At 66.6% G+C, this 20185-nt stretch carries 10 protein-coding genes and 1 pseudogene; 7 read left to right on the top strand and 4 right to left on the bottom strand.

Features of this window, described 5'->3' with window-relative positions:
* Positions 1–166 precede the first annotated feature (166 nt).
* The 6 genes from ACQPXD_RS54565 to ACQPXD_RS54540 all read left to right on the top strand — a co-directional run bounded on the left by ACQPXD_RS54565 (position 167) and on the right by ACQPXD_RS54540 (position 14203).
* Positions 167–7741: a ricin-type beta-trefoil lectin domain protein gene (locus ACQPXD_RS54565; protein ID WP_432832846.1), complete on the top strand. Its 7575-nt coding sequence runs from the start codon at positions 167–169 to the stop codon at positions 7739–7741.
* Between the two features lie 4 nt (positions 7742–7745).
* Positions 7746–8126 (top strand): hypothetical protein, encoded by a 381-nt coding sequence (locus ACQPXD_RS54560; RefSeq protein WP_432832844.1) that lies wholly within the window; start codon positions 7746–7748, stop codon positions 8124–8126.
* A 652-nt stretch (positions 8127–8778) separates the two neighbouring features.
* The gene (locus tag ACQPXD_RS54555) at positions 8779–9048 is read left to right on the top strand and encodes a hypothetical protein (RefSeq protein WP_432832842.1); all 270 of its coding nucleotides are present in this window, start codon (positions 8779–8781) and stop codon (positions 9046–9048) included.
* Positions 9049–10560: 1512 nt separating this feature from the next.
* Complete coding sequence (locus ACQPXD_RS54550; protein ID WP_432832841.1) at positions 10561–11640, top strand: hypothetical protein; 1080 nt, start codon at positions 10561–10563, stop codon at positions 11638–11640.
* 972 nt (positions 11641–12612) lie between these two features.
* Positions 12613–13161: a hypothetical protein gene (locus ACQPXD_RS54545; protein WP_432832839.1), complete on the top strand. Its 549-nt coding sequence runs from the start codon at positions 12613–12615 to the stop codon at positions 13159–13161.
* Positions 13162–13306: 145 nt separating this feature from the next.
* Positions 13307–14203, top strand: a complete 897-nt coding sequence (locus ACQPXD_RS54540; RefSeq protein WP_432832837.1) for a HEAT repeat domain-containing protein — start codon at positions 13307–13309, stop codon at positions 14201–14203.
* 411 nt (positions 14204–14614) lie between these two features.
* Here the strand turns inward: ACQPXD_RS54540 and ACQPXD_RS54535 are convergent, their stop codons facing one another.
* From ACQPXD_RS54535 to ACQPXD_RS54520, 4 genes and pseudogenes are all read right to left on the bottom strand, one after another.
* Positions 14615–16678 carry a PKD domain-containing protein gene (locus tag ACQPXD_RS54535; protein ID WP_432832835.1) on the bottom strand — a complete coding sequence of 688 codons (2064 nt, stop codon included), beginning with the start codon at positions 16676–16678 and terminating at the stop codon, positions 14615–14617.
* A 44-nt stretch (positions 16679–16722) separates the two neighbouring features.
* The gene (locus ACQPXD_RS54530; protein WP_432832833.1) at positions 16723–16872 is read right to left on the bottom strand and encodes a hypothetical protein; all 150 of its coding nucleotides are present in this window, start codon (positions 16870–16872) and stop codon (positions 16723–16725) included.
* A 243-nt stretch (positions 16873–17115) separates the two neighbouring features.
* Positions 17116–17220 (bottom strand): annotated as a pseudogene (locus ACQPXD_RS54525) (DUF3073 domain-containing protein); the annotation flags it as partial.
* Between the two features lie 98 nt (positions 17221–17318).
* Positions 17319–17531 (bottom strand): tyrosine-type recombinase/integrase, encoded by a 213-nt coding sequence (locus ACQPXD_RS54520; protein WP_432832831.1) that lies wholly within the window; start codon positions 17529–17531, stop codon positions 17319–17321.
* Positions 17532–18119: 588 nt separating this feature from the next.
* Between ACQPXD_RS54520 and ACQPXD_RS54515 the strand changes: the two genes are divergently transcribed.
* Positions 18120–19904, top strand: coding sequence for a carboxypeptidase regulatory-like domain-containing protein (locus tag ACQPXD_RS54515; protein ID WP_432832829.1), 1785 nt, complete (start codon positions 18120–18122; stop codon positions 19902–19904).
* Positions 19905–20185: the final 281 nt, after the last annotated feature.

Below are 20185 nucleotides of genomic sequence, written 5' to 3'. Positions count from 1 at the left end.
GTGACACGCGTCACCTGTTGGTGGTCTTGCACAGGTGGCTATCAGCGAACGCCCGGCAACCTTGCAGCGACGGATGGTGATCGATGCGATCGGCGTCTATCGGTTCGGCCGTCCGAGGGCATAACGTGCGCTTGCATTTCGGCATCTCACCTACACGGGGGTATCGATGTCCGTTGCTGGCGTGCGCTTTGGTTCTGTCCGGTCCCAGTCGAGGTTCGGCCGGGTCGCAGCGGTGGCGGTCGCGACGGTCGCCGCGCTGGTGGCCTCGAGTCTGGTGAGTGTTCCGGTGCTGGCGGCGCCGAGGTCGGGTGATGGGCGGGCGCAGGCGGCGCCGGACAAGTCGGTGCCGGTGTCGAAGGTGCCGGTGCAGGCGCCGGTGCGGTCGGACTCGGACGGTTTGCTGACCAGGGCGTTGCCGCCGGTGTCGTGGCCGTCGGCGGGGGCTGCGGATGCTGATACCGCGGCGGTGAGTGTGGCGCCGGGTGGGTTGCCGGTGCGGGTGCTCGGTGATGGGTCGGTGGACGCGGCGCCGCGCACGCGCAAGGAGTTGTCGGCGTCGGCGGCGCGTCCGGTGGTGCCGGTGCGGGTGACGGTCGCCGATCAGCAGGCGGCTGCGGCGGCCGGGGTGCACGGGGTGCTGCTGCAGGTCGCGCGCAGCGACGGCAAGCCCGGCCGCATTAACACGGGCCTGTCGGTGGACTACGGGAAGTTCGCCGCGGGTTTTGCGGATTACGGGGCGCGGTTGCAGTTGGTGTCGTTGCCGGAGTGCGCGTTGACGACGCCGTCGGTGCCGGCCTGTCAGGCGTGGACGCCGGTTGCTTCGACGAATGATCTGGCGGCCCGGACGCTCACCGCGTCGCAGGTGTCGGTGGGGAGTGCGTCGACGTCCTCAACGTTGCTGGCCCTGACGAACAGTGCGTCGGGGACGTCGGCGGCGGGGGACTGGACGGCCACGGATCTGTCCCCGGCGTATTCGTGGGCGTCGGGTACCCCGGGTGGGGATTTTTCGCTGGGCTATCCGTTGAAGGTGCCGGCGTCGTTGGGCGGGCCGCAGCCGCAGGTGTCGCTGGCGTATTCGTCGGGTGGTGTGGATGCGAAGACGGCGTCGAAGAACGGGCAGTCGTCGGTGGTCGGTGAGGGGTGGGAGCTGGCTGGGGTCGGGTATGTGGAACGCTCGTTCCGGCCGTGTACCGAGGATGGTGGCACGATCCCGGATCTGTGCTGGGTGAACGGTGGCGCGGTGACGCTGGTGTTCGGCGGCCGGTCGGTGAAGCTGATCCAGGACGCCAACGGCTGGCATGCCTCCAGCGATGACAAGCTGAAGATCGAGTCGGTGGTGGACGACCCGAACTCGCCGAGCAACGGCGCGCAGCACGGGGAGTATTGGAAGGTCACGACCCAGGACGGGACGCAGTACTACTTCGGCAAGGTGCACCGCTACAACGGTGACACCGTCACGTCGACGAATCCCGATACGGCGTCGGTGTTGTTCGAGCCGGTGTTCGGCAACAACACGAACGACCCGTGTCATGCCGCGGATTGGTGTTTGCAGGCGTACCGGTGGAACCTCGATTATGTCGTGGATCCGCGCGGCAATTCGATGACGTTCTACTACGACAAGATGCAGAGCAGGTACGGGCCGGCGGGGGCGCAGTACGACCTGTCCTCGACGTTGAAGCGGATCGAGTACGGTACCCGCGCCGGTTCGGAGGCCGGTGTGGCGCCGCCGATGCAGATGCTGTTCAAGTACGCGGAGCGGTGTTGGAACGACTGCGCCTGGCCGAACGACAGCTATGTCGACACGGCCTGGGACTTGTACTGCAGCGCGGGTCCGTGCGCGAACGTGAACACGCCGATGCATTTCACCCGCTACCGGTTGTCGTTCGTGATGACGCAGGTCTTGACCGCCAGTGGGTTCCGCAGCGTGGACCGGTGGGATCTGGACCAGACGTTCCTGACCTCGGGTGACGTCATCGCCCCGCATCCGGGTGACGACACCGCGCCGAATCTGTGGCTGTCCGGGCTGACCCACACCGGCTATGCCCCCAGCGGGGCCGCGTTGGCTGAGCCGCAGGTGACGTTCCACTCGACGCTGCTGGCCAACCGGACCGACTGGAGCGACGCGGCTGGGATGGCGCCGTTCAATCATGGGCGGATCAGCCAGGTCGACAACGGTGCCGGCGGGCAGACGCTGGTCGAGTATTACGAGTCGGACTGTGCCATCGGCCAGTCGAAGATCAATTCGGATAGCAATCCGTTCCGGTGTTTCCCGATGTTCTACAAGGGGCCTGCGGCCGAGGCCGATTTCGGCTATTTCAACAAGTACGTGGTCAAGTCCGTGACCGAGCATGATCTGACGGGCGGTGGAGCGGCGCTGTCGCCGGACGAGGTCACCTTGTACGCGTATTCGGCGGACGGGTCGAGTGATACGGCGTTGTGGGCGCACGACGACGTGGACATGGCTACCGTGGCGCAGACGTCGTGGGCGGACTGGCGTGGCTATCCGACGGTGACGACCACGCACGGCGCGGTCGGGGGGCAGCAGACGGTGTCCCGGGCGGTCTATCACCGGGGTCTGGCTGGGGATGCGAAGAAGAGCGGCGACGACACGCAGGTGCTGTATGACCAGCGGTCGGCGTTCACGGTGGAGCCGTTGCAGCCCGGTTCGGACATTCCGGTCGGGATCGCGGGTGGGGGCACGGACACCACCGGCGCGTTGTGTCTGGACATCGCCAACGGGCACAGCGAGGACGGCGCGGCGTTGCAGACGATCGGCTGTTTCGGTGGTGCTTTCCAGCAGTGGGTGCGGCTCACCGACGGCACCCAGGCGTGGAAGAATCCGATCACCGGTAAATGTCTGGACACCAATGGTGGTGCCAACGGCAGCGCGGTTCGGTTGTGGACCTGTAACGGCAGCGCCGCGCAGCGGTGGCTGCGCCAGCCCGACGGGACGTTGAAGAACCCGTCCTCCGGTCGCTGTCTGGACATCAGTGGCTACAACCTGGCCGCCAGCGGCAGCCCGAACCTGTTTGACTGTACCGGCCGGTGGAATCAGGTGTGGATGCCCACCGCCCGCGGCGGGCTCATGCTCACCCAGCAGGTGCGCTGCGCTAACGCCGTGTCCAGCGCCAACGGCGCGGCGATCCAGAACCAGCCCTGTGGCACGGTCGACAACAACCCCGGGGACCTGTGGCAGCTGCAACCCGATGGCAGTATCAAGAACCCGAACAGCGGCCGGTGCCTGGATGTGCAGTCCAGCGGCACCACGAACGGCACCGTCGTGTGGTTGTGGAACTGCAACGGCGGGATCGGCGCCCAGCACTGGGTCGCCCAGCCCGACGGCACGCTGATGAACCCCAACTCCGGCAAATGCCTGGACGCCGGCAGCAGCGCCGTCCACGCCCAGCAGCTGACCATCCAGACCTGCACCGCCGCGCTGAGCCAAAAATGGGTCGGCCGGACCCGCGACCACGCCCCGCTCAACGGCCAGCTGCGGGTCAGCTACACCCTCAACAACGGCGCCGTAGACAACCTGAGCTTCCACCGGTACACGATCCCCACCACCGCATCCCGGGCCGCCTACGCCAACCCCACGGCCACCATCCGCGCCTACATGACCCGGGAGAACCAGACCAAGACCGGCACCTGGATCGCGGCCACCTCGACCTGGCGCTGGACCCAGACCGACACCACCTACGACGGCTACGGCCTGCCCACCGACGTCAACAACTGGGGCGACGTCGCCGACAGTTCGGACGACGCGTGCACCCACACCGACTACGCCCGCAACACCACCGGGAGCCTGTACCTGGTGGCGTTCCCGTCGCAGTCGAAGGTCACCGACTGTGCCAGCAGCCCGCTCGATGGCAACTTCCTGGCCGGCACCCAGATCCTCTACGACGGCAGCGGCAGCGTCGGTGCCGCACCGACGCAGGGCCTGCCGACCCAGACCAACGCACTCACCGGCGCCACCGGCACCACGCTCGCGTGGACGAAGCAGGGCCGCACCACCTACGACACCAACGGACGGCTGCAGGACAGCTTCGACGCCCTCGAGCACAAGACAACGACCCGCTACACCCCCGCCACTGGCGGGCCGGTCACTGCCACGACGGTCACGCAACTGCCGGACTCGTTCAACCAGGTCCACGTCACGACCGTGGAGCCGGGCCACGGCACCGCCACGAGCATGGTGGACGTCAACAACCAGACCACGACGGCCCAGTACGACCCGCTGGGTCGGCTGACCAAGGTGTGGCTGCCGGGCCGGGCCACCAACCTCACCGCGAACGTCGAATACACCTACGCACTGAGCAACAGCGCGCCGAACGTGGTGACGACGAAGAAGCTCGGCCCGAACGGCAACCAGATCGTCTCCACGGCCCTGTATGACGGGCGGCTGCGGGCGCGGCAGACCCAGGTGCCGGCGGCGGAGGCCAAGGGCGGTCAGATCGTCACCGACACCCAGTACAACGGCCGCGGGCTGGCGTGGCAGCAGACGAGCTTCTGGGACGGCACCAACGCCCCCGGCACGGCGCTGGCCGGGTTCTCCAACAGCGCGGTCCAGCAGCAGACCCGTACCACGTTCGACCAGCGGGAACGGCCCACGATTACCGGCCTGTACGCCGCTGATGTGCTGAAGTGGCAGTCCATGACCAGCTATGACGGCAACAGCACCACCACGGTGCCCCCGGCCGGCGGCGTGCCGACCAGGCAGACGTTCGACGCCGCCGGGCATGTCACCGCGCTGCGGCAGTACACGGCGGGCAGTACGTCGGGGGCGTTCCAGGACACCACCTACCAGTACGACCGCCTCGGCCAGCGCACCAAGGTCATCGACCCGGCCGGGAACCAGTGGAGCACCAGCTACGACCGGCTGGGCCGGATCACCGCGTCGAGCGACCCGGACGCGGGCAGCACCTCGGCGGGCTACGACCTGGCCGGGCGGATGACCAGCAGCACCGACGGCCGCGGCGTCACCCTGGCCTACGTCTACGACGACCTCAACCGCAAAACGAAGGTCTACGACGGCTCCACCAGCGGGAACCTGCGTGTGGCCTGGACCTACGACACGGTGCGCAAGGGCGCGCTGACCAGTTCCACCCGGTACACCGCCGGTGGCTCGTACACCGCCGCGATCGGCAGCTACGACGTGCAAGGCCACCTGTTGTCCACCACCGTTTCTTTGCCTCCTGTCGCTAACGCCCCCACGGGTGCCTACACCACCACCGCGACCTACAACGTCGACGGCTCGTTGGCGACCATGAAGTATCCCGCCGCGGGTGGCCTGCCGGAGGAGACGGTCAGCTACGGCTACGACACCACAGGCCGGGCGAAGACCATGACCGGCCTGGACACCTACATCGCCGACACCAGCTACTACGGGTTCGGCCCCGCCTACCAGCAGGTGCTGGGCTCGGGCACCAAGACGGTGCGGACCACGGCCACGATCGAGGAGGCCACCGGCCGGCTCACCGGCGCGGTGACCGAGACCCAGAACCAGACGACCACCAACACCTGGGACGAGAAACTCAACCAGGCCTACACGTTCGACCCAGCCGGGAACGTCACCTCCGTCAAGGAGACCAGCGCCGGCACAGTCGTGGCCAACGAATGCTTCAAGTACGACGGACTGCGCGAACTCACCGAGGCGTGGACCACCACCGCCGCCTGCCAAACCGGCCCCAGCCAGACCGCAGTCGGCGGCGCGGACGCGTACTGGACCAGCTACCAGTACAAGCAGGCCACCGGTAACCGCGACACCGAAACCCGGCATGCCGCCACCGGCGACACCACCCGCACCTACACCTACCCCAACTCCGGCACCACCAGCGTCCGGCCGCACACCATCACCCGGGTCGACAGCACCGGCGCGGTCACCAGCACCGACAGCTACACCTACGACCTTGCCGGCAACGCCCTGACCCGCACCATCGCCGCCGGACCCAACCAGACCCTGAACTGGGACAATGAAGGCCACATCAGCACCGTCACTGACACCAGCGGCACCACCGCATACACGTACGACCCGGACGGCAACCGCCTCGTCGCCGCCGACCCCCAAGGCACCACCGTCTACCTCGCCGGCTTCGAACTACGCACCCAGGCCGGCACCACCACCGCCACCCGCTACTACAACGGCGTCGCCGTCCGCACCACCAGCGGAGTCACCTGGCTGTCCACCGACCCCCACGGCACCGGCACCCTCGCCGTCAACGCCACCACCCTCACCACCACCCGACGCCGCCTCGACCCGTACGGCAACCCCCGAACCACAGCCAGCATCCTGTGGCCCACCAACCGCGGATACCTCAACGGCCCTCAAGACAACACCGGCCTCACGCATCTGGGCGCCCGCGAATACGAACCCGCCACCGGCCGCTTCATTTCGGCCGATCCGCAGCTCAACGTCGGCGACCCCCTCGCCATCGGCGGCTACACCTACAGCGACAACAACCCCACTACCAACAGCGACCCTAGCGGCCTCAGTTGGCTCGGTGACATCGGTCGCGCCGCCGTGAGCGGTCTCAAAGCGAAATTCCAAGATACGTGGAACAATACTGTCAAGCCCTTCCTTAAGGACGCATACAACTCGACTGCGCATCCCAGCTTTGGCAGCTTCGCAAAGGTTGCCATGGATGAAGCTGGCTTCGCGCTGAGCGTCGTCGAAGGTGCTAGCCCTGTCTACGGAATCTACACCTCGGCCAAAGCACTTCCAGGGCAGCTCAAACACGCGGTCAGTAATATCCAGCGACTATTCGGCGGCGACGCGAAATCGGTGCTTGAGGAAACCGCATATGGGGCTGGATACGCCGCACCGGGCCTCGCAGTTGGCCTTCTGCCCTTCGCTGGAAAATTCCTTAGATTGGGCGGCGCGGCTGCGGCCGGAGTTGAAGAAGCCGAAGCTGGAGAAGCTGCCGCCGCGTCGCGCGCGACACTTGGTAAATGCTCGTTCGCCCCAGACACGCCAGTAGTCATGGCTGACGGCAGCGCGAAACACATCGCAGACATCAGACCCGGTGATGCCGTCATTGCCACAGACCCGCGAACCGGCAAAACCGGGCCCAAGGCCGTTACCGACCTCCATATCAACGACGACACGAACCTTGCGGACCTCACGCTGGCCGTAACCAACGGCGGTGTTGGCACTCTGCACACCACCTCGAACCACCCGTTTTGGAGCGAAACGCGCCACCAGTGGATCGCCGCAGGTGAGCTACAAGTCGGCGAAACGTTGCACGCTGAAGACGGCTCGCCGGTCCAAGTCGTCGCCGTCCGCAGCTTCGGCGGCCGAGCTTGGATGTACAACCTCACCGTCCGCGACGCGCACACGTACTATGTGATGGCTGGTTCGATGCCGGTGCTCGTCCACAACAGCAACTGCCCTTCTTCTATCGCATTGGGATATACCCAGACTGAAGAAGACCCGTTCTTACTCGCAGATTTTGCGGACCGCACGGGTGCAAAGATGTATACAGACTGGCCTCAAGATCGGAGTTGGGAGTCGATCGTTAAGGAAGCTCTTGGTCCCGATAGTGATGTACAAATCCACTTTAACCTCGACGGCATCGATGACCCAGTTGGTCTGGCTGATTCGGCTGCAGGCGTGAAGTCTCCTGAGCCGGGAAAGTATACGGCCTGGGAACTGGCGCAAATCCGGGCGGCTTCTGGCTCGGCGCAAGCCCGGGTAACCTGGTACTCGGATGGTGATATTGTGCCGAGTCCGTTCGCTGGAGGCTGAGAACGTGGAGGAAATTTCCGCAGGTGGTCGGCTTGATCTGCCCCTGCACATCGATCGCCAGTTTCGTCCATGGCGATATGAAGTCTCCCACCGTCGGCTCGTCTTCCGGGGTTCCGTCGATGAGATGGGCGAGACGATTGACGTCGTATTCCTCGACGTATTGGGAATGAAAATTCGGCACAAATATGATCAGTTGTTGATCGCTGATGCGGACGACCGACTTGAAATTGACGAATTTGTCGACGTCCCAGAACGCCATGACGCTCGCTATGTGAGGCTTACAGTTTCTGACGGGGTCCATGTGGGGTTTGTCGTATGCGCCTCGGTGCATATCGTTGAGGGGAATCAGACGCTCGACGGGTCCTCGGGTCCTTTTAGTCCGTAGGTTCAGGGTTCGAGTCCCTGGCGGCCCACTCGTTGACCTGCGCTTTTACGCGGCGTGCCCGTCCGGTGTGGACGGTGGCTGCTCGGCGCGTGCTGCTCGGCGCTCTTGCTCTTCCGGGGCTGTTCCGGGCGTGGAGCGGTCGCTTGACCTGCGGTGTCGCGGCTCACCGGCCGATCAGGAGCACCCAGGGCTGCGGACCGGGCGCCGTGGTCGCCGTACTCGTTCCGCCGCCGCTTGATCTGCTTGCGGACGGCGCGGGCGGCGGTGAGCACGAGCTCGGCCGTGGCTGCCGCGGCTCGGCGCTGCGCTTCGGGTAGGACGCTGGTGTAGGTGTTTGCGGTGAGAACCATTGCTTGCGTGGCCGAGCTGGTCCTGGACGGTCTTGAGGTCGGCGCCGGCCTGGTGGGCTAGGGAGGCGGCGTGGCGGAGGTCGTGCAGCCGTACCGGCGGGAGCTCGGTGAGACCTTCGAGCCGTTGCCGCGGGACTTTGTCGACGGTGTCGAAGCGTCGCTGGGGATCGTGCTGCCGCCTGCTCTGCGTACGTTGTACCGGGCGACCGACGGCGTGTTCGACAAACTCGGCCAGTGGTTCGTCAACTGGCCGCTGGAGCAGATGGCCGAGGAGCATCACCCATGCTTGGACCGATGCGCCGATGGCCCGCCGGCAGTTGCTTGGGTTCGGCAACGACGGCACCGGCGCACCCTTCTGCGTGCCGAGCGACGGCAGCGACGGCGTGTTCGTGTGGAATCACATCGACCAGCAGGCGTACCGGCTCGCGGGCACTGTCGAGGAGTTTCCGGGACGCCTGGCGTACCGGAGCCATCAGCACCTGACGCCGCGCCGGGAGCTTGGTGCCGATCCGCGATCCAGGCGCACGCTCATGCCGCTGGTCGCGCACTCTGCGTCGACGCGGGTGTGGTAATCGGCCAGCGGCGCGGTGAGGCCGTCGGGTGGATGCCAGGTGCTGGCACGTCCGCGGCCGGTCACTCGGTGAGGCGGTCCGGCGCCGCCGGGCCCCTCGATTCGACGCGGCTCGGCTCGAATGCGAAGCGGTACTTTCCCAGCTTGAAGGCGCGTACCCTGCCCGATTGGCCGACCTCAACCGGAGCTCGTCGGTGGATACCGGACTTTTGTGCGAGGGCGAGGGGTCGATGTTCAGGAAGGATTGCGGATAACATCCTGCACAGATGGTCGAAGGTTGACCACGATGCGTAGCTCCAGCTGACAAATCTGGGTTTCCGGACATGCCGCGAGTACTGCGCGGGGCGGTCGGCTCGAAGATCGTCACGCTTCGTGTTTGGACACCCGACGGATCACTTCGGGGTCGGCTCCCGCTCGTGCCGATGAGCGCCTGTTCAGACGCGGGCAGCGCTTGCCGACAAGAGACTGCCACGCTGCTGATGGCCAGAATGTCGGTGACCGATCGGCCGATCGGCGCACCTTCCTTGAACGAACGTCGTGGCGTACCGGCGAGCGATGACCGAGGATCGGCCTGTGCTCTTCCGGCGTATAGTTGCGCTCGTATTGCTAGCGATGACGACGGCCGTCGTTGGGTTCTGTCTCAGCCTGGCGGCAAACTTCGCCTCAAACGACCTACAGGCGCACCCCGGGTGGTTCGCGTCGTTCGTCGCCCACCCGTTACTCGCGGGGGCGGTGCTCATCGTCGCCAGCGTAGTTGGCTTGTTCGCTTGGCGATCACTTGAGAGGGCGCCCACTAAGGAGACCGAGCTCGCAGCCGAGCTCAACGCAATCGTTGAGACCTTCGCGGTTCGACAGCGAGAAAACTGGTCCGACGAGGCATCGCTGTGGCTCATCGACAGGCCTGTATCGCTGCCAGTGCGATGGGTGGACGATGTTGGTGGAGTTGGGACTATCGACGAGATCGCCACGGTTTTCGAGCAGACCGGGCGTTTGGTGATTCTTGGGGAGCGCGGGGCGGGTAAGACCATGCTCGCGATTCGGTTCATGCTGTCGCTGCTGCCGGCACCTGGTCAGCCAGTTGTAGGACCGGTGCCCGTTATGGTCAGCCTCAGCACGTGGGACCCGGCCGTCCCTTACCGGACGTGGCTGGAGGAGGAACTCGCCGGAGTTCATCCAGCGCTCGGGCGTATTGTCGTGGGTGGGCTTCGGGTCGCGGCGGAGCTGCTTGCCCGGGGACGGATTCTGCCAGTACTCGACGGGCTCGATGAGATGGCGGGGGAAGTGCGGGCAGAGGCGTTGCGTGAACTGGCGCGGTCACTGCGGCAGTCGGATCGTTTTCTGCTGACGAGCCGCACCGTTGAGTACCAGGCAGCCGTCCGTACGACCGCATCAGTGCCCGGTAGTCACGCAATAGTGCTGCAGCGCCTCGAACCTGGCGAGCTTATGGAGTTTCTGGGCTCAGGCTGGGCGGAACTTCTCGAAGATCCCGGCTCAAGCGCGCTACGGGACGCACTTGCGACACCGCTCGTTTCTTTTGCGGGAGTACCTTCCCGCCGTCTATGGCGACAGGGCCAAACTTGCCGAACGACACCTTGGTCATCTGGCTCGCCATCTCGCGATGACTGGTGGTACCCACCTTCGCTGGTGGGAGCTGGCAGGGAGCCTGAATGCAGCCAATCGCCGCGCACTCGGCTTCCTGTTCGGCACCATCTGTGTCGTCCTCACCTTCCTACTCGAGCTTCCACTCGGACCCACCGACGCCGTCTTCGACGGCCTAACGATCGGCATCGCGGCCGGGTTCCTCGCCGCGACGACGATCGGCCGGGACAGCGTCCTCGGCCGACGGCTTTCGCCGTTGCCCGTACGCATCGGCGGATGGCGCCGCACCGACACGTTGCAACTGGCAGCCGACCGCTATGATGGTCGCGGCGCGCGACGATTCGCGGTTCGCGTGGGCGTACGGGTCGGCCTGATCAGCGGCATCGTTTGGGCGATTCCAGTGGGATTCAACCGCTGGGCCCTGTGGAATATACCGAACGTGGCGCTCGCGACTGGCGTGCCAGTGGCATTGGCTGCATGGTTTGCGACCTGGCTGTCGCAGAGGATTAAGGCACCGGTTGGTCTTGGTCGGTCGATCGGCCCGCATGCAATGCTCCGACTCGATCGCGCCGCTGCATGGACGGAGGCCGCGCTCTACGGCTCCGCGGCGGCGATCTTGGGAAGCATTCTGTACCCAGCGATTTCGTTGGGGTTGCTAACACTCGGACCGATGAATGCAGCCGACCTGCGAGTAGCAGACCTGATCGAGGTAGCCACGGTGTCCGCGATCGACTCAGCAATCATCGTCTTGTTGACGCTGCCGTTCCTACTGACCGCATGGGGTCGGTTTCTCCTCGTACGGGGGTACTTGGCATGGAGCAGACGGCTGCCATGGCGCCTGATGCGATTCCTTGCTGAAGCGCACCGGAAGGGTGTGCTGCGGCAGGCAGGGGCGGTGTATCAGTTCCGGCATGTCGCTATCCAGGAACATCTACATAGAAGATGGAGCGCGCCAGGTAACCATGGTGATGCTGGTCGAGCTGGCGGAGCGTAGTCGGTCGCGCCTCCGGCTGGCACGCGACCGAAGCCGTGTAACCCGGATTCTGCAGCGCCGGGCAGGAATCAACGTCGTGGGCCGGACTACACAACACGTCCGACCGCGATGAGCAGCGCCTCCTGCCGGGCAGCCTGGCCAGCCACCGTCCGGCAGTCGAGCGACGGTGTCGCCGCGACGGGCGTCATGCAGTAACATCAGCGACTTTGGCTGAGCGCGTGCCGGATGTTCGCTTCTGCGTTCGCGAGCGTGGTGGACGAAATATTGGCTGATTGTCTCCCGAATTCTTGGGGAGCGCTTGATCCGGTGCACGGATCTGCCGCTGTCCGGTGCGCCGACCCACCCGTATCCGCCAGCAGCGTGCATGGTGGCGGGTCGTGGTTGCTCCGCGGTTGCTCGGATGTTCGCTACCACGTGCGGACGGCGGCGGATGTTCCAGGACTCGCGAGCCGAGGGCGTACGCCAGCCGGAAAACCACTGCGCGGGAGATCGCCCTGACCAGGACGGACGTGGTCGGATCAGTTCGGACCTAGGCCCGTTCGACTGGACTTTTCCTTGCTATGCTTGGACTTGAGCGAGTTGATCGTCCACTTCGGACTTTTGATCCATAGGTTCAGGGTTCGAGTCCCTGGCCCACTTCAAGGAATGTGTGGAATGCCGGATCGTACTCTGGCTCACCTCGACTGCAGGGCCTGTTCTCGACGTAGCTCGAGCATGGGCGATTCCCTGCCATCCACGGGGTCTCAGCCCCATCGATGAGCGGCCTGCAACGGTCCCTGACTGATCGTGGACTGCGGCCACGAGTCCAGCCACGTTGCAGTCGACGGCTCGCGGTCGTGCTGCCGAACTGCGCGAGACGGCTGCTCTGCGTGGCCAAGCGGCAAGACGAAGTCATGATCACGTGATCACATCTGCCGATGTGCATGCACCTGACAAGTGCGTGGACGCGCACCGGCCGACTACCCTTCAGCGGTGGTCTTTCCCTCCGGCTCCTTTGCGGTACCGCACGCGGCAGAGCAATCCGCCCGGTCGTGGGCATGGGGGTTTGCCGCGGTTCTGATCGGCGCAGCAGCCGCTGGTCTGGTGCTGGTTCTTGCGCTCCTCGGCTACGACATGACGCATTGGAACGAGATCTACGACGCGATGCGCGACCCGGATGACATGTCGATGTCCGGACCCGTGGCGGATGGGATCAATCAGATTTTCACCGGGGCCGAGTTGGTTGCAGCCACGGTCGTCGCGGTCGCGCTTGTCGTGCTGGCGGTACTTGTGGCCACGCACAACCGGCCTGCCGGCATCACCGCAATGATCGTGCTGCCCGTGCTGTTGCTGTGCTGCGGAGGGCAGTGCGCCGCGATATCCGCCGGTTCGAACGGGTTGCTGATGGACCATGCCAAGACACAAGCATGGTGGGTGGAGCCCGCCTCGGTGGCCGGCCCTGTCATCGTTGCAGTCGCGAGCCTTGCCAGCGTGGTGGTGCTGCCATTGGCGCTGGCTCGCTCTCGTTGGCGGACCGCATGATCAGGCGCGCGGTCATGCCGCGAAGCGATCGCTTGCGCCAGGCCGTGCCGCAGGCTCGCCGACGCGCATTCACACCACCTGCGGAAGGCTCAGGTTACGGCTATGCGTCATGACCCTTCAGTCCGGTCGTGGCGATAATCCGTGCGTGGATCTCATCCCCGGTCTTGACGGTGTTGCCTGGGCCTCGTTGCACGGCACCTACCGGTCGGCGGGCGACCTACCCGGCCAGATCGAAGCGCTCCGCTCGCATGACAGCAGCGTGCGTCGCGAGGCTTTGAGCAAGCTGTCGAATGCCGTCGTCCACCAGGGCACGCGCTGGCAGGTCAGCTCCCACGTGGTGCCCTTCCTCGCATGGTTGATCGACGATCCCGCGACTGCTGAGCGGGGTGCCCTGATGGCGTTGTTGCGGCATGTGGGTCTCGGTCCGCGGGATGACGGCGACCTGCCTTTCGACCCAGATACCGCCTTCGCTCGCTTCGGTGGCCGGATGGTGACCAAGGAGCAGGAAGACATGGTCATCGAGCGGGTGTACTACCTCGAGGACGAGTTCACCGACGACTGGGCCGACGTCGCTGACGCATGCGCCGAGAAGTGGGACGCAGACGCCTACTGGGCCGCCGCCGCGCACGCCGACGCGTACCGTCGCTGGCTGGCCGACGACGATCCCGAGGTCGCGTCACAGGCGGCGGAGTTGCTGGCCTGGTTCCCTGCGGCCGGACCCACCATGGCAGCGCTGCTGTCCGCAGACCGGGACGACACCGTGCGGGCGAGCGCCAACCTCGCCCTCGCGCATCTTGACGTGCTCAACGCCGCCACCGTCGAACGGATGATATCCCTGCTCGATCACGGCTCCTTCATGGTACGGATCACGGCCGCGGTCACCCTGGCGTACAACATCGGTCAGCGCTTGCCCGACCGCGCCCTCACCATCCTCATCGACGCCAAGGAACACGAGAAACTGCCGGACTTCCCTCCCGGCTGGCGTAGGCGGGCGCAACGTGGGTACGTCGCCTTGGCCCTGCAACGCCTCGGATTGGGCTAGCAATTCGGCACGCAACCGCACGGACGCCTTGGTGCATTGCGGACGCACGCTCCAATCGCCGACGGAGCCGTTGATCACCTGCACTGCCATGCCGCTGCCCGATGCGCTGATCCGGCTCGTGTCCGCCGTGAGTAGCAGTCCGGTCTGGCGGTGATCGTGGGCACGCGGCCCGTTCGAGGTCGGCGGGGGCATCGTCACCGCGTGTAAGCGCGGCAGGACCTGGCGTATGCGGTACCGCGGGCGAGCCGATCCTCGGTCGAGCCCCGCAGCCGGGACAGTTGCGAGCGCAGGGCGCGACTCTCGCTGCCCGTCCAGGGAGGACTCGATCTCGCGGATAGCCCCTTGCTGCTTGTAGTCCTGCCAGCTGTCGCTGACCAGCCAGTCCTGCTGGTCAGCGCCCAGCCGTCAAGCTCAGGGCAGGCCGCGGAACTGCTCCCACGAGCCGATCGCGGTGCGGTTGGCGATCAGCGGCTGTGCGCCGCCGGCCTCCGCCGTTACCAGCTTGTTGTTGGCGCCGGCGTACAGCGCCTGGACGGTCGCGTTGTCCGGGTTGATGAGGACGACGAACTTCTCCCATGGGCCGACCGCCGTGCGGTTGGCGACCAGAGGCTTCGCGCCGCCCGCCTCGGCCACGACGAAGGTGTAGTTCGCGTGGGAGAACAGGGCCGTCCAGCCGTCGCCGGCGTCGAGCAGGTCGAAGGTCTCCCACGAGCCGATCTGGGTCCGGTTGGCGATGAGCGGGCCGCGGCCGCCGTCCTCGGCGGTGACGTACCGGCCGTTGGCCTCCGCGCGGATCCAGTGGTTGACGTCGCGCGCGGCGAGGAACTTCTCCCAGGGGCCGATCGCGTCGCGGTCGGCGGTGAGCTGGCGGTCGCCGTTCGTGCTGACGTACTTGCCGCTCGCCTTGTGCTGCAGGCTGACCGCCCCGTCGGCCCCGGCGACGTACCGGAACGGCACCGGCTGCGTCGCGTTGGCGATTAGGCGCTTGCTGGCCTGGTCGACCGCGAGGTAGCGGTTGTTTACCTGGGCCCGCACGGCGACGTCGCCGCCGCCGAGGTCGACGATCTCGAACCGCTCCCAGTCGCCGACGATCGGTCGGTTAGGGATGAGCGGCTGGCTGCCGCCCGCCTCCGCGGTCACGTACCGCAGGTTCGACATGGCCAGCAGCGCGGTCGTCCGGCCCAGGTACGAGAACCGGACCGTCTTGCGGTTTGTGGCGGTCCGGCCGTCGGCGTCGGTGATGGTTAGCTGCACCGTGTAGTTGCCTGGCGCCTGGTAGTAGTTCTGCGCCTCGGGCGATGTCGAGGCGAAGCCGCGGCCGTCGCCGAAGTCCCAGTTGTACCTGACGATGCGGGCCGTACCCGGCAGCGACTCCCCGGCGTTGAAGCGCACATTGCGCGGGTCGGCGGCGGTCGGGTCGGTGTAGCTGAACGCGGCGGTCGGGCCGACCGGCTCGGCGATCGTCACCACGGTGACGCCGAGGCCGTCCGCGCTGACCTCGATGGGGGTCGCCGTGGTGCCGGTCGCGAGGTCGAGCGGGATGACCTGCTGGCTGGAGGCGATATACGCGCGGGTGCCGTCCGGCGCCATGGTGATGGCGTTCGGGTGGGTCAGGCGCGGCAGCGTGATGGTCGCGGCGACCGTGTTCGTCACGGTGTCGACGACCGTCGCGGTGCCGGCGTCGAGGTTGGTGACGTAGGCGCGCCGGCCGTCGTTGGCCACGGCCACGTCGCTCGGCTGGGTGCCGGCGGTGATGGTCGTGGTGACGGTGTTGTTCGTCAGGTCGAGCACCGACACGGTGCCGGCGGTGAGGTTGGTGACGTAGGCGCGCCGGCCGTCCGGGGTGAGGGCGATGGCGGCGGTACCGACGCCGACCGGGATGGTCGCGGTGACCTTGTTTGTCGCGAGGTCGAGGACCGCCACCTGCCCGTTGCCGCCGGTGTTGAGGTCCTCGATCGCGACGTAGGCCCGCTTGCCGTCGGGTGCGACGGCGACGTCGATCGGTTGCTTACCGAGGGTGATGTCGACGGTGTTCGCCGGGTTCGCCGCGTCGATGACGGTGACGGAGCCGGCGCTGCGGTTGGCGACGTAGACGTGCCCGCCGCCGGGGGCGACCGCGAGGCCGCGCGGACGCTCGCCGACCGGCACCGCTTGGACGACCCTGGCCCGGGCCGGGTCGACCACGGCGACGCGGTGGTTGAAGTTGTCGGCGATGTAGACCCGGCCGCGGACCGGATCGAAGGCCATCCCGCCGAGTCCGCCGCGGCTGTTGGGGAAGGTAGCGGGGTCGGTGATCGTGCCGATGGCTTTGCCGGTCGTGGGGTCGGCGATAACGCCGAGGTCGTCACTACGGTAGCCGCTGACGTAGAGCACCTGACGAGGCGCGGTCGCGGCGTTCGCCGGGGTGGCGAGCACTATGAGGGCGGCAGCGCCGAGCGCCGAGGCGTTGAGCCCGGCGATGAGTGGCTTGAGCACGGCGACAGTATGCAAGATCGGCGCTGCCGCCGTTGCCCTGTCGATCACGCGGTGATGCGCGTGAACTGCTCCCAGATCCCGGTCGCGGCCCGGTTGGCGATGAGCGGCAGAACGCCGTCCGCCTCCGCGGTTACGAAGCGGTCGTTCACCCTGGCCTGCAGCAGCCGGTAGTCGCCCGGCACGATGGTCGGCACGAACTTCTCCCAGACGCCGACCTAGGTACGATTGGCGACGAACGGCTGGGCGCCGCAGCCGCGCCACTACTAGCCCAGCGCGGTTCGCTGCGGTAACGGGTGTACGCCGGGCCGGTGGGCTGAGCGTCGGCGTGCGGGGTCGGTGCGATTCACCGGTGTGGGTTGTCGTGCCGCCCGGCGGGTTGGGGTGCTTTCGCCAGGAGGGGGCGTGGTGGGCGTTGCGGGTGTGGCGGGCGAGGGGATGCCGGCCAGTTCCTGCTGGAGTGCGGTGAGGTCGGTGGGCGGGCTGAAGTATTTGAGCTCCCGGGCGATCTTTGCCTGTTTGGCCTTGCTCCGTCCGCGTCCCATGTCCCTCCCGATGGCACCGCGTCGCTGATGCGAGCGCTCGAGTATCTGTTGGTGTCGGACACGGTACCCCCGGAGGCCGGGCCGGCGAGGTGTGGATGTCATGCCGGGGGCCTTGGCCGCCGGGGGCCGAGGGTTTCCTGGATGTCTTTCATGTCGGCGCCGGCGGCTTTGAGGTAGGTGGCGGCGCAGTGGCGCAGGTCGTGCACGCGGATCGGTGAGAGGTGGGATTGTTGGATGAGGTGTTCGAAGCGGTTGATGATCTGGTCGGGGTGCCAGGGGTCGCGATCTATCCCGAACAGGTCATCGCCCACTACCGGCGGTTCATCGACCAGCGCCGGACTCGGCGGCCCAGCGAGGAATACCGGGAACCAACCGACACCGAATGGGAGGACTTCCGGATGGTCTGCAGCCGTGCATGGCTCAGGCCCGGACGGCGGCTACCGTGCATCTGACCTTGAACCGCCCAGGGTCTCTGCTGGTACCGTCCGACCATGACCCGGCCACCGTCCTGGCGACCGCTGCTCACCGCAGTGGCGTACGTCGCCGCGACCGTGGCTGTGCTGTTGCTCGGTGTGGCATTGATGTCCTTCCGGCGCACCGCTCTCTTCCAAGGCGAAGGAAAGGTCGTGGTGCTACTCGGCGGCGCGGCACTCCTGCTACTCGGAGCGGGACGGCTGGTCTTCAACGCTCTCCGGAGCATGGTCCGATACCGCGGCCACTGAATTCCTGGCCCGCGCGGGCGTGGACTCTACATGATCAGTTGCTCGCCGGTTACTCCCTGACGTATGTCTATATTTGCGGCTTTCGGTTCAGGGGACATCGGCGCACGAGCAAGATTGATATTTTTCCCCCGTCGTACAAGCGGCCGTCGGCCACCACGGTGGCAGAACGGGGGAGGAATGAAGTCTGGCTCAACGCTGCGCTCGTTACGGACCCTGGCGATCGCGGCGCTCATCGCCCTGCCCGGAGTGCTCGTGCCCGCAACCGGCGCGTCCGCGGCGGGCACCGGGCTTGACGGCACCGTCACCAACGCGCTCACCGGCGCGCCGGTCGAGGGGGCCGGAGTCACCATCCAGTTCCAGGACAGCTCGCACTGGGCCTTCACCAACGCGGACGCCACCGGGCACTTCTCGTTTCCGGACGCGGTCGCCGGGCAGTACATCATCCACGTCCAGCAAGGCGGTTACCTCGACCAGTGGCTCAACGGCAAGCCCGACCGCTACTCGGCCGACCTGATCACGGCCCCGGCCACGCTCAGCGTCTCGCTCATGCCGATCCAGTACGGCACCATCGCCGGCAAGGTCTCCAAGCCCGGCGGCGGGGGCCTCGCGGACATCTATGTCGAGCTGCGCCGCAACGGTAACTGGGTCGGGTACACCGGCACCGACGCCGAGGGCAAGTACCACTTCGACAACATCGAGACCGGCACGTACCAGATGAACTTCCGCTACCCCAGCGGGCAGGTGGTCTGGTACGACAACACCGACGAGTGGCACGCGACGCCGATCGAGGTCACGCCCAACGCCACGACCACGATCAACGTCGTGCGCCCGCCAGTCGGCAACCTCCACATCAAGGCGATCGACAAGGTGACGAAGGCGCCGATCGCCAACTACTGCTGGTACTACCAGCAGGCCCCGTACCAGTTCCCGCCGGTGTGCACCGACGCCACCGGGGTCGCCAAGCTGCAGAACGTCCCCGTCGGCGACTACTCCGGCGGCGGCTACGACCAGGCGGAGAACTACGTCAACGGGTTCTTCGGCCCGGTGACGGTCACCGAGAACCACACCTCGACGACCGTCCTGCGGCTGGAGAAGAACTCGAAGCTGCACGTCGACTTCGTGGACAGCGCGAGCGGCGAGGCGGTCAACGCCTGCTTCCTGCTGGCCGAAGGGGTCCGGAACGACATCGGGTACGGCTACCACTGCGGTACCTCGGTGGACATGAACAACCTGTTCCCGCACGAGAAGTTCCGGTTGTTCGCCTCGGCCTACGACAACGTCCACGGCGCCCAGTGGGTCGGCAGGAACGGCCTCGGCACCGGCGACCCGGACAAGGCCAAGGTCTACAACCCGAAGCCCGGCGAGCAGGTCCGGGTGACGATCAAGCTCGACGGCGCGGGCTCGGTGAGCGGTACCGTCAGGGACGCGACCACCGGCGAGAGCGTCTCCGGCAGCATCTGCGCCACCCCGTCGGCCCCGTCGGCCAGCTATGGCTCGAACAGCCAGTCCGCTTGCACGTACTACAGCGGGGCGTACCTGGTCAGCAACCTCGGGCCGTATCAGTGGAAGCTCGCGTTCCCGGACTACAGCGGCGGGCACGCGTGGGTGTGGTCGGGCAACGCGCCCAACCGCGCCCAGGCCACCACGGTCAAGATCGTCGCGGGTCGGACGAAGACGCTGGACGTGTCGGCGCCCGCCGCCGCCGCGATCAGCGGTCAGGTGACCGGACCGGCCGGCGCTTGCGTCCAGTGCACCACCATCTACGCGGTCGACGCGACCACCGGGGACTACGCGGGTGTCACGCCCTACGTCTTCCCCGACGGCACGTTCACCGTCAAGGGGCTCAACACCCAGGACGTCTGGCTGTACTACACGGTCAACGGCAACCTGGTGCAGTACCCGACCCAGTTCCACACCACCGCCGGCACGACCCAGTCCGGTGTCACCATCACCCTGCCCTGACGCTCGTCCGGCGCGGGCTCGTCGCTCGGCGGGTCCACACCGGACGGCCGCCGGCCCGCTCCCTAGGGTGGCCGACGGGTGTGCGGAGCGGTTGGAGAGGCGACGTGCAGCGAGTCGAACCAGCCCGGGCTCGAAGGGCAGTTCGGACATCCGTCCCTCCGGCAGACGTCGATGTCGGCGTGACGCCACTCCATGCCGGGGCAATCGGCATTGGTGCAATGGGTCGCATCGTCCTCGTGCAGGATCGCGACGCCGAAGCACCGCACCGGGATCGGCAGGCC

Origin of the sequence: Dactylosporangium sp. CA-092794, from assembly GCF_050948465.1 — a bacterium.
Taxonomy (GTDB): Bacteria; Actinomycetota; Actinomycetes; order Mycobacteriales; family Micromonosporaceae; genus Dactylosporangium.
This window is presented reverse-complemented; position numbering and strand designations above follow the sequence as displayed.

Coding starts and splice junctions, on each gene's coding strand:
- ACQPXD_RS54565 (WP_432832846.1), top strand. CDS start 167: ATGTCCGTTGCTGGCGTGCGCTTTGGTTCTGTCCGGTCCCAGTCGAGG.
- ACQPXD_RS54555 (WP_432832842.1), top strand. CDS start 8,779: ATGGCCCGCCGGCAGTTGCTTGGGTTCGGCAACGACGGCACCGGCGCA.
- ACQPXD_RS54515 (WP_432832829.1), top strand. CDS start 18,120: ATGAAGTCTGGCTCAACGCTGCGCTCGTTACGGACCCTGGCGATCGCG.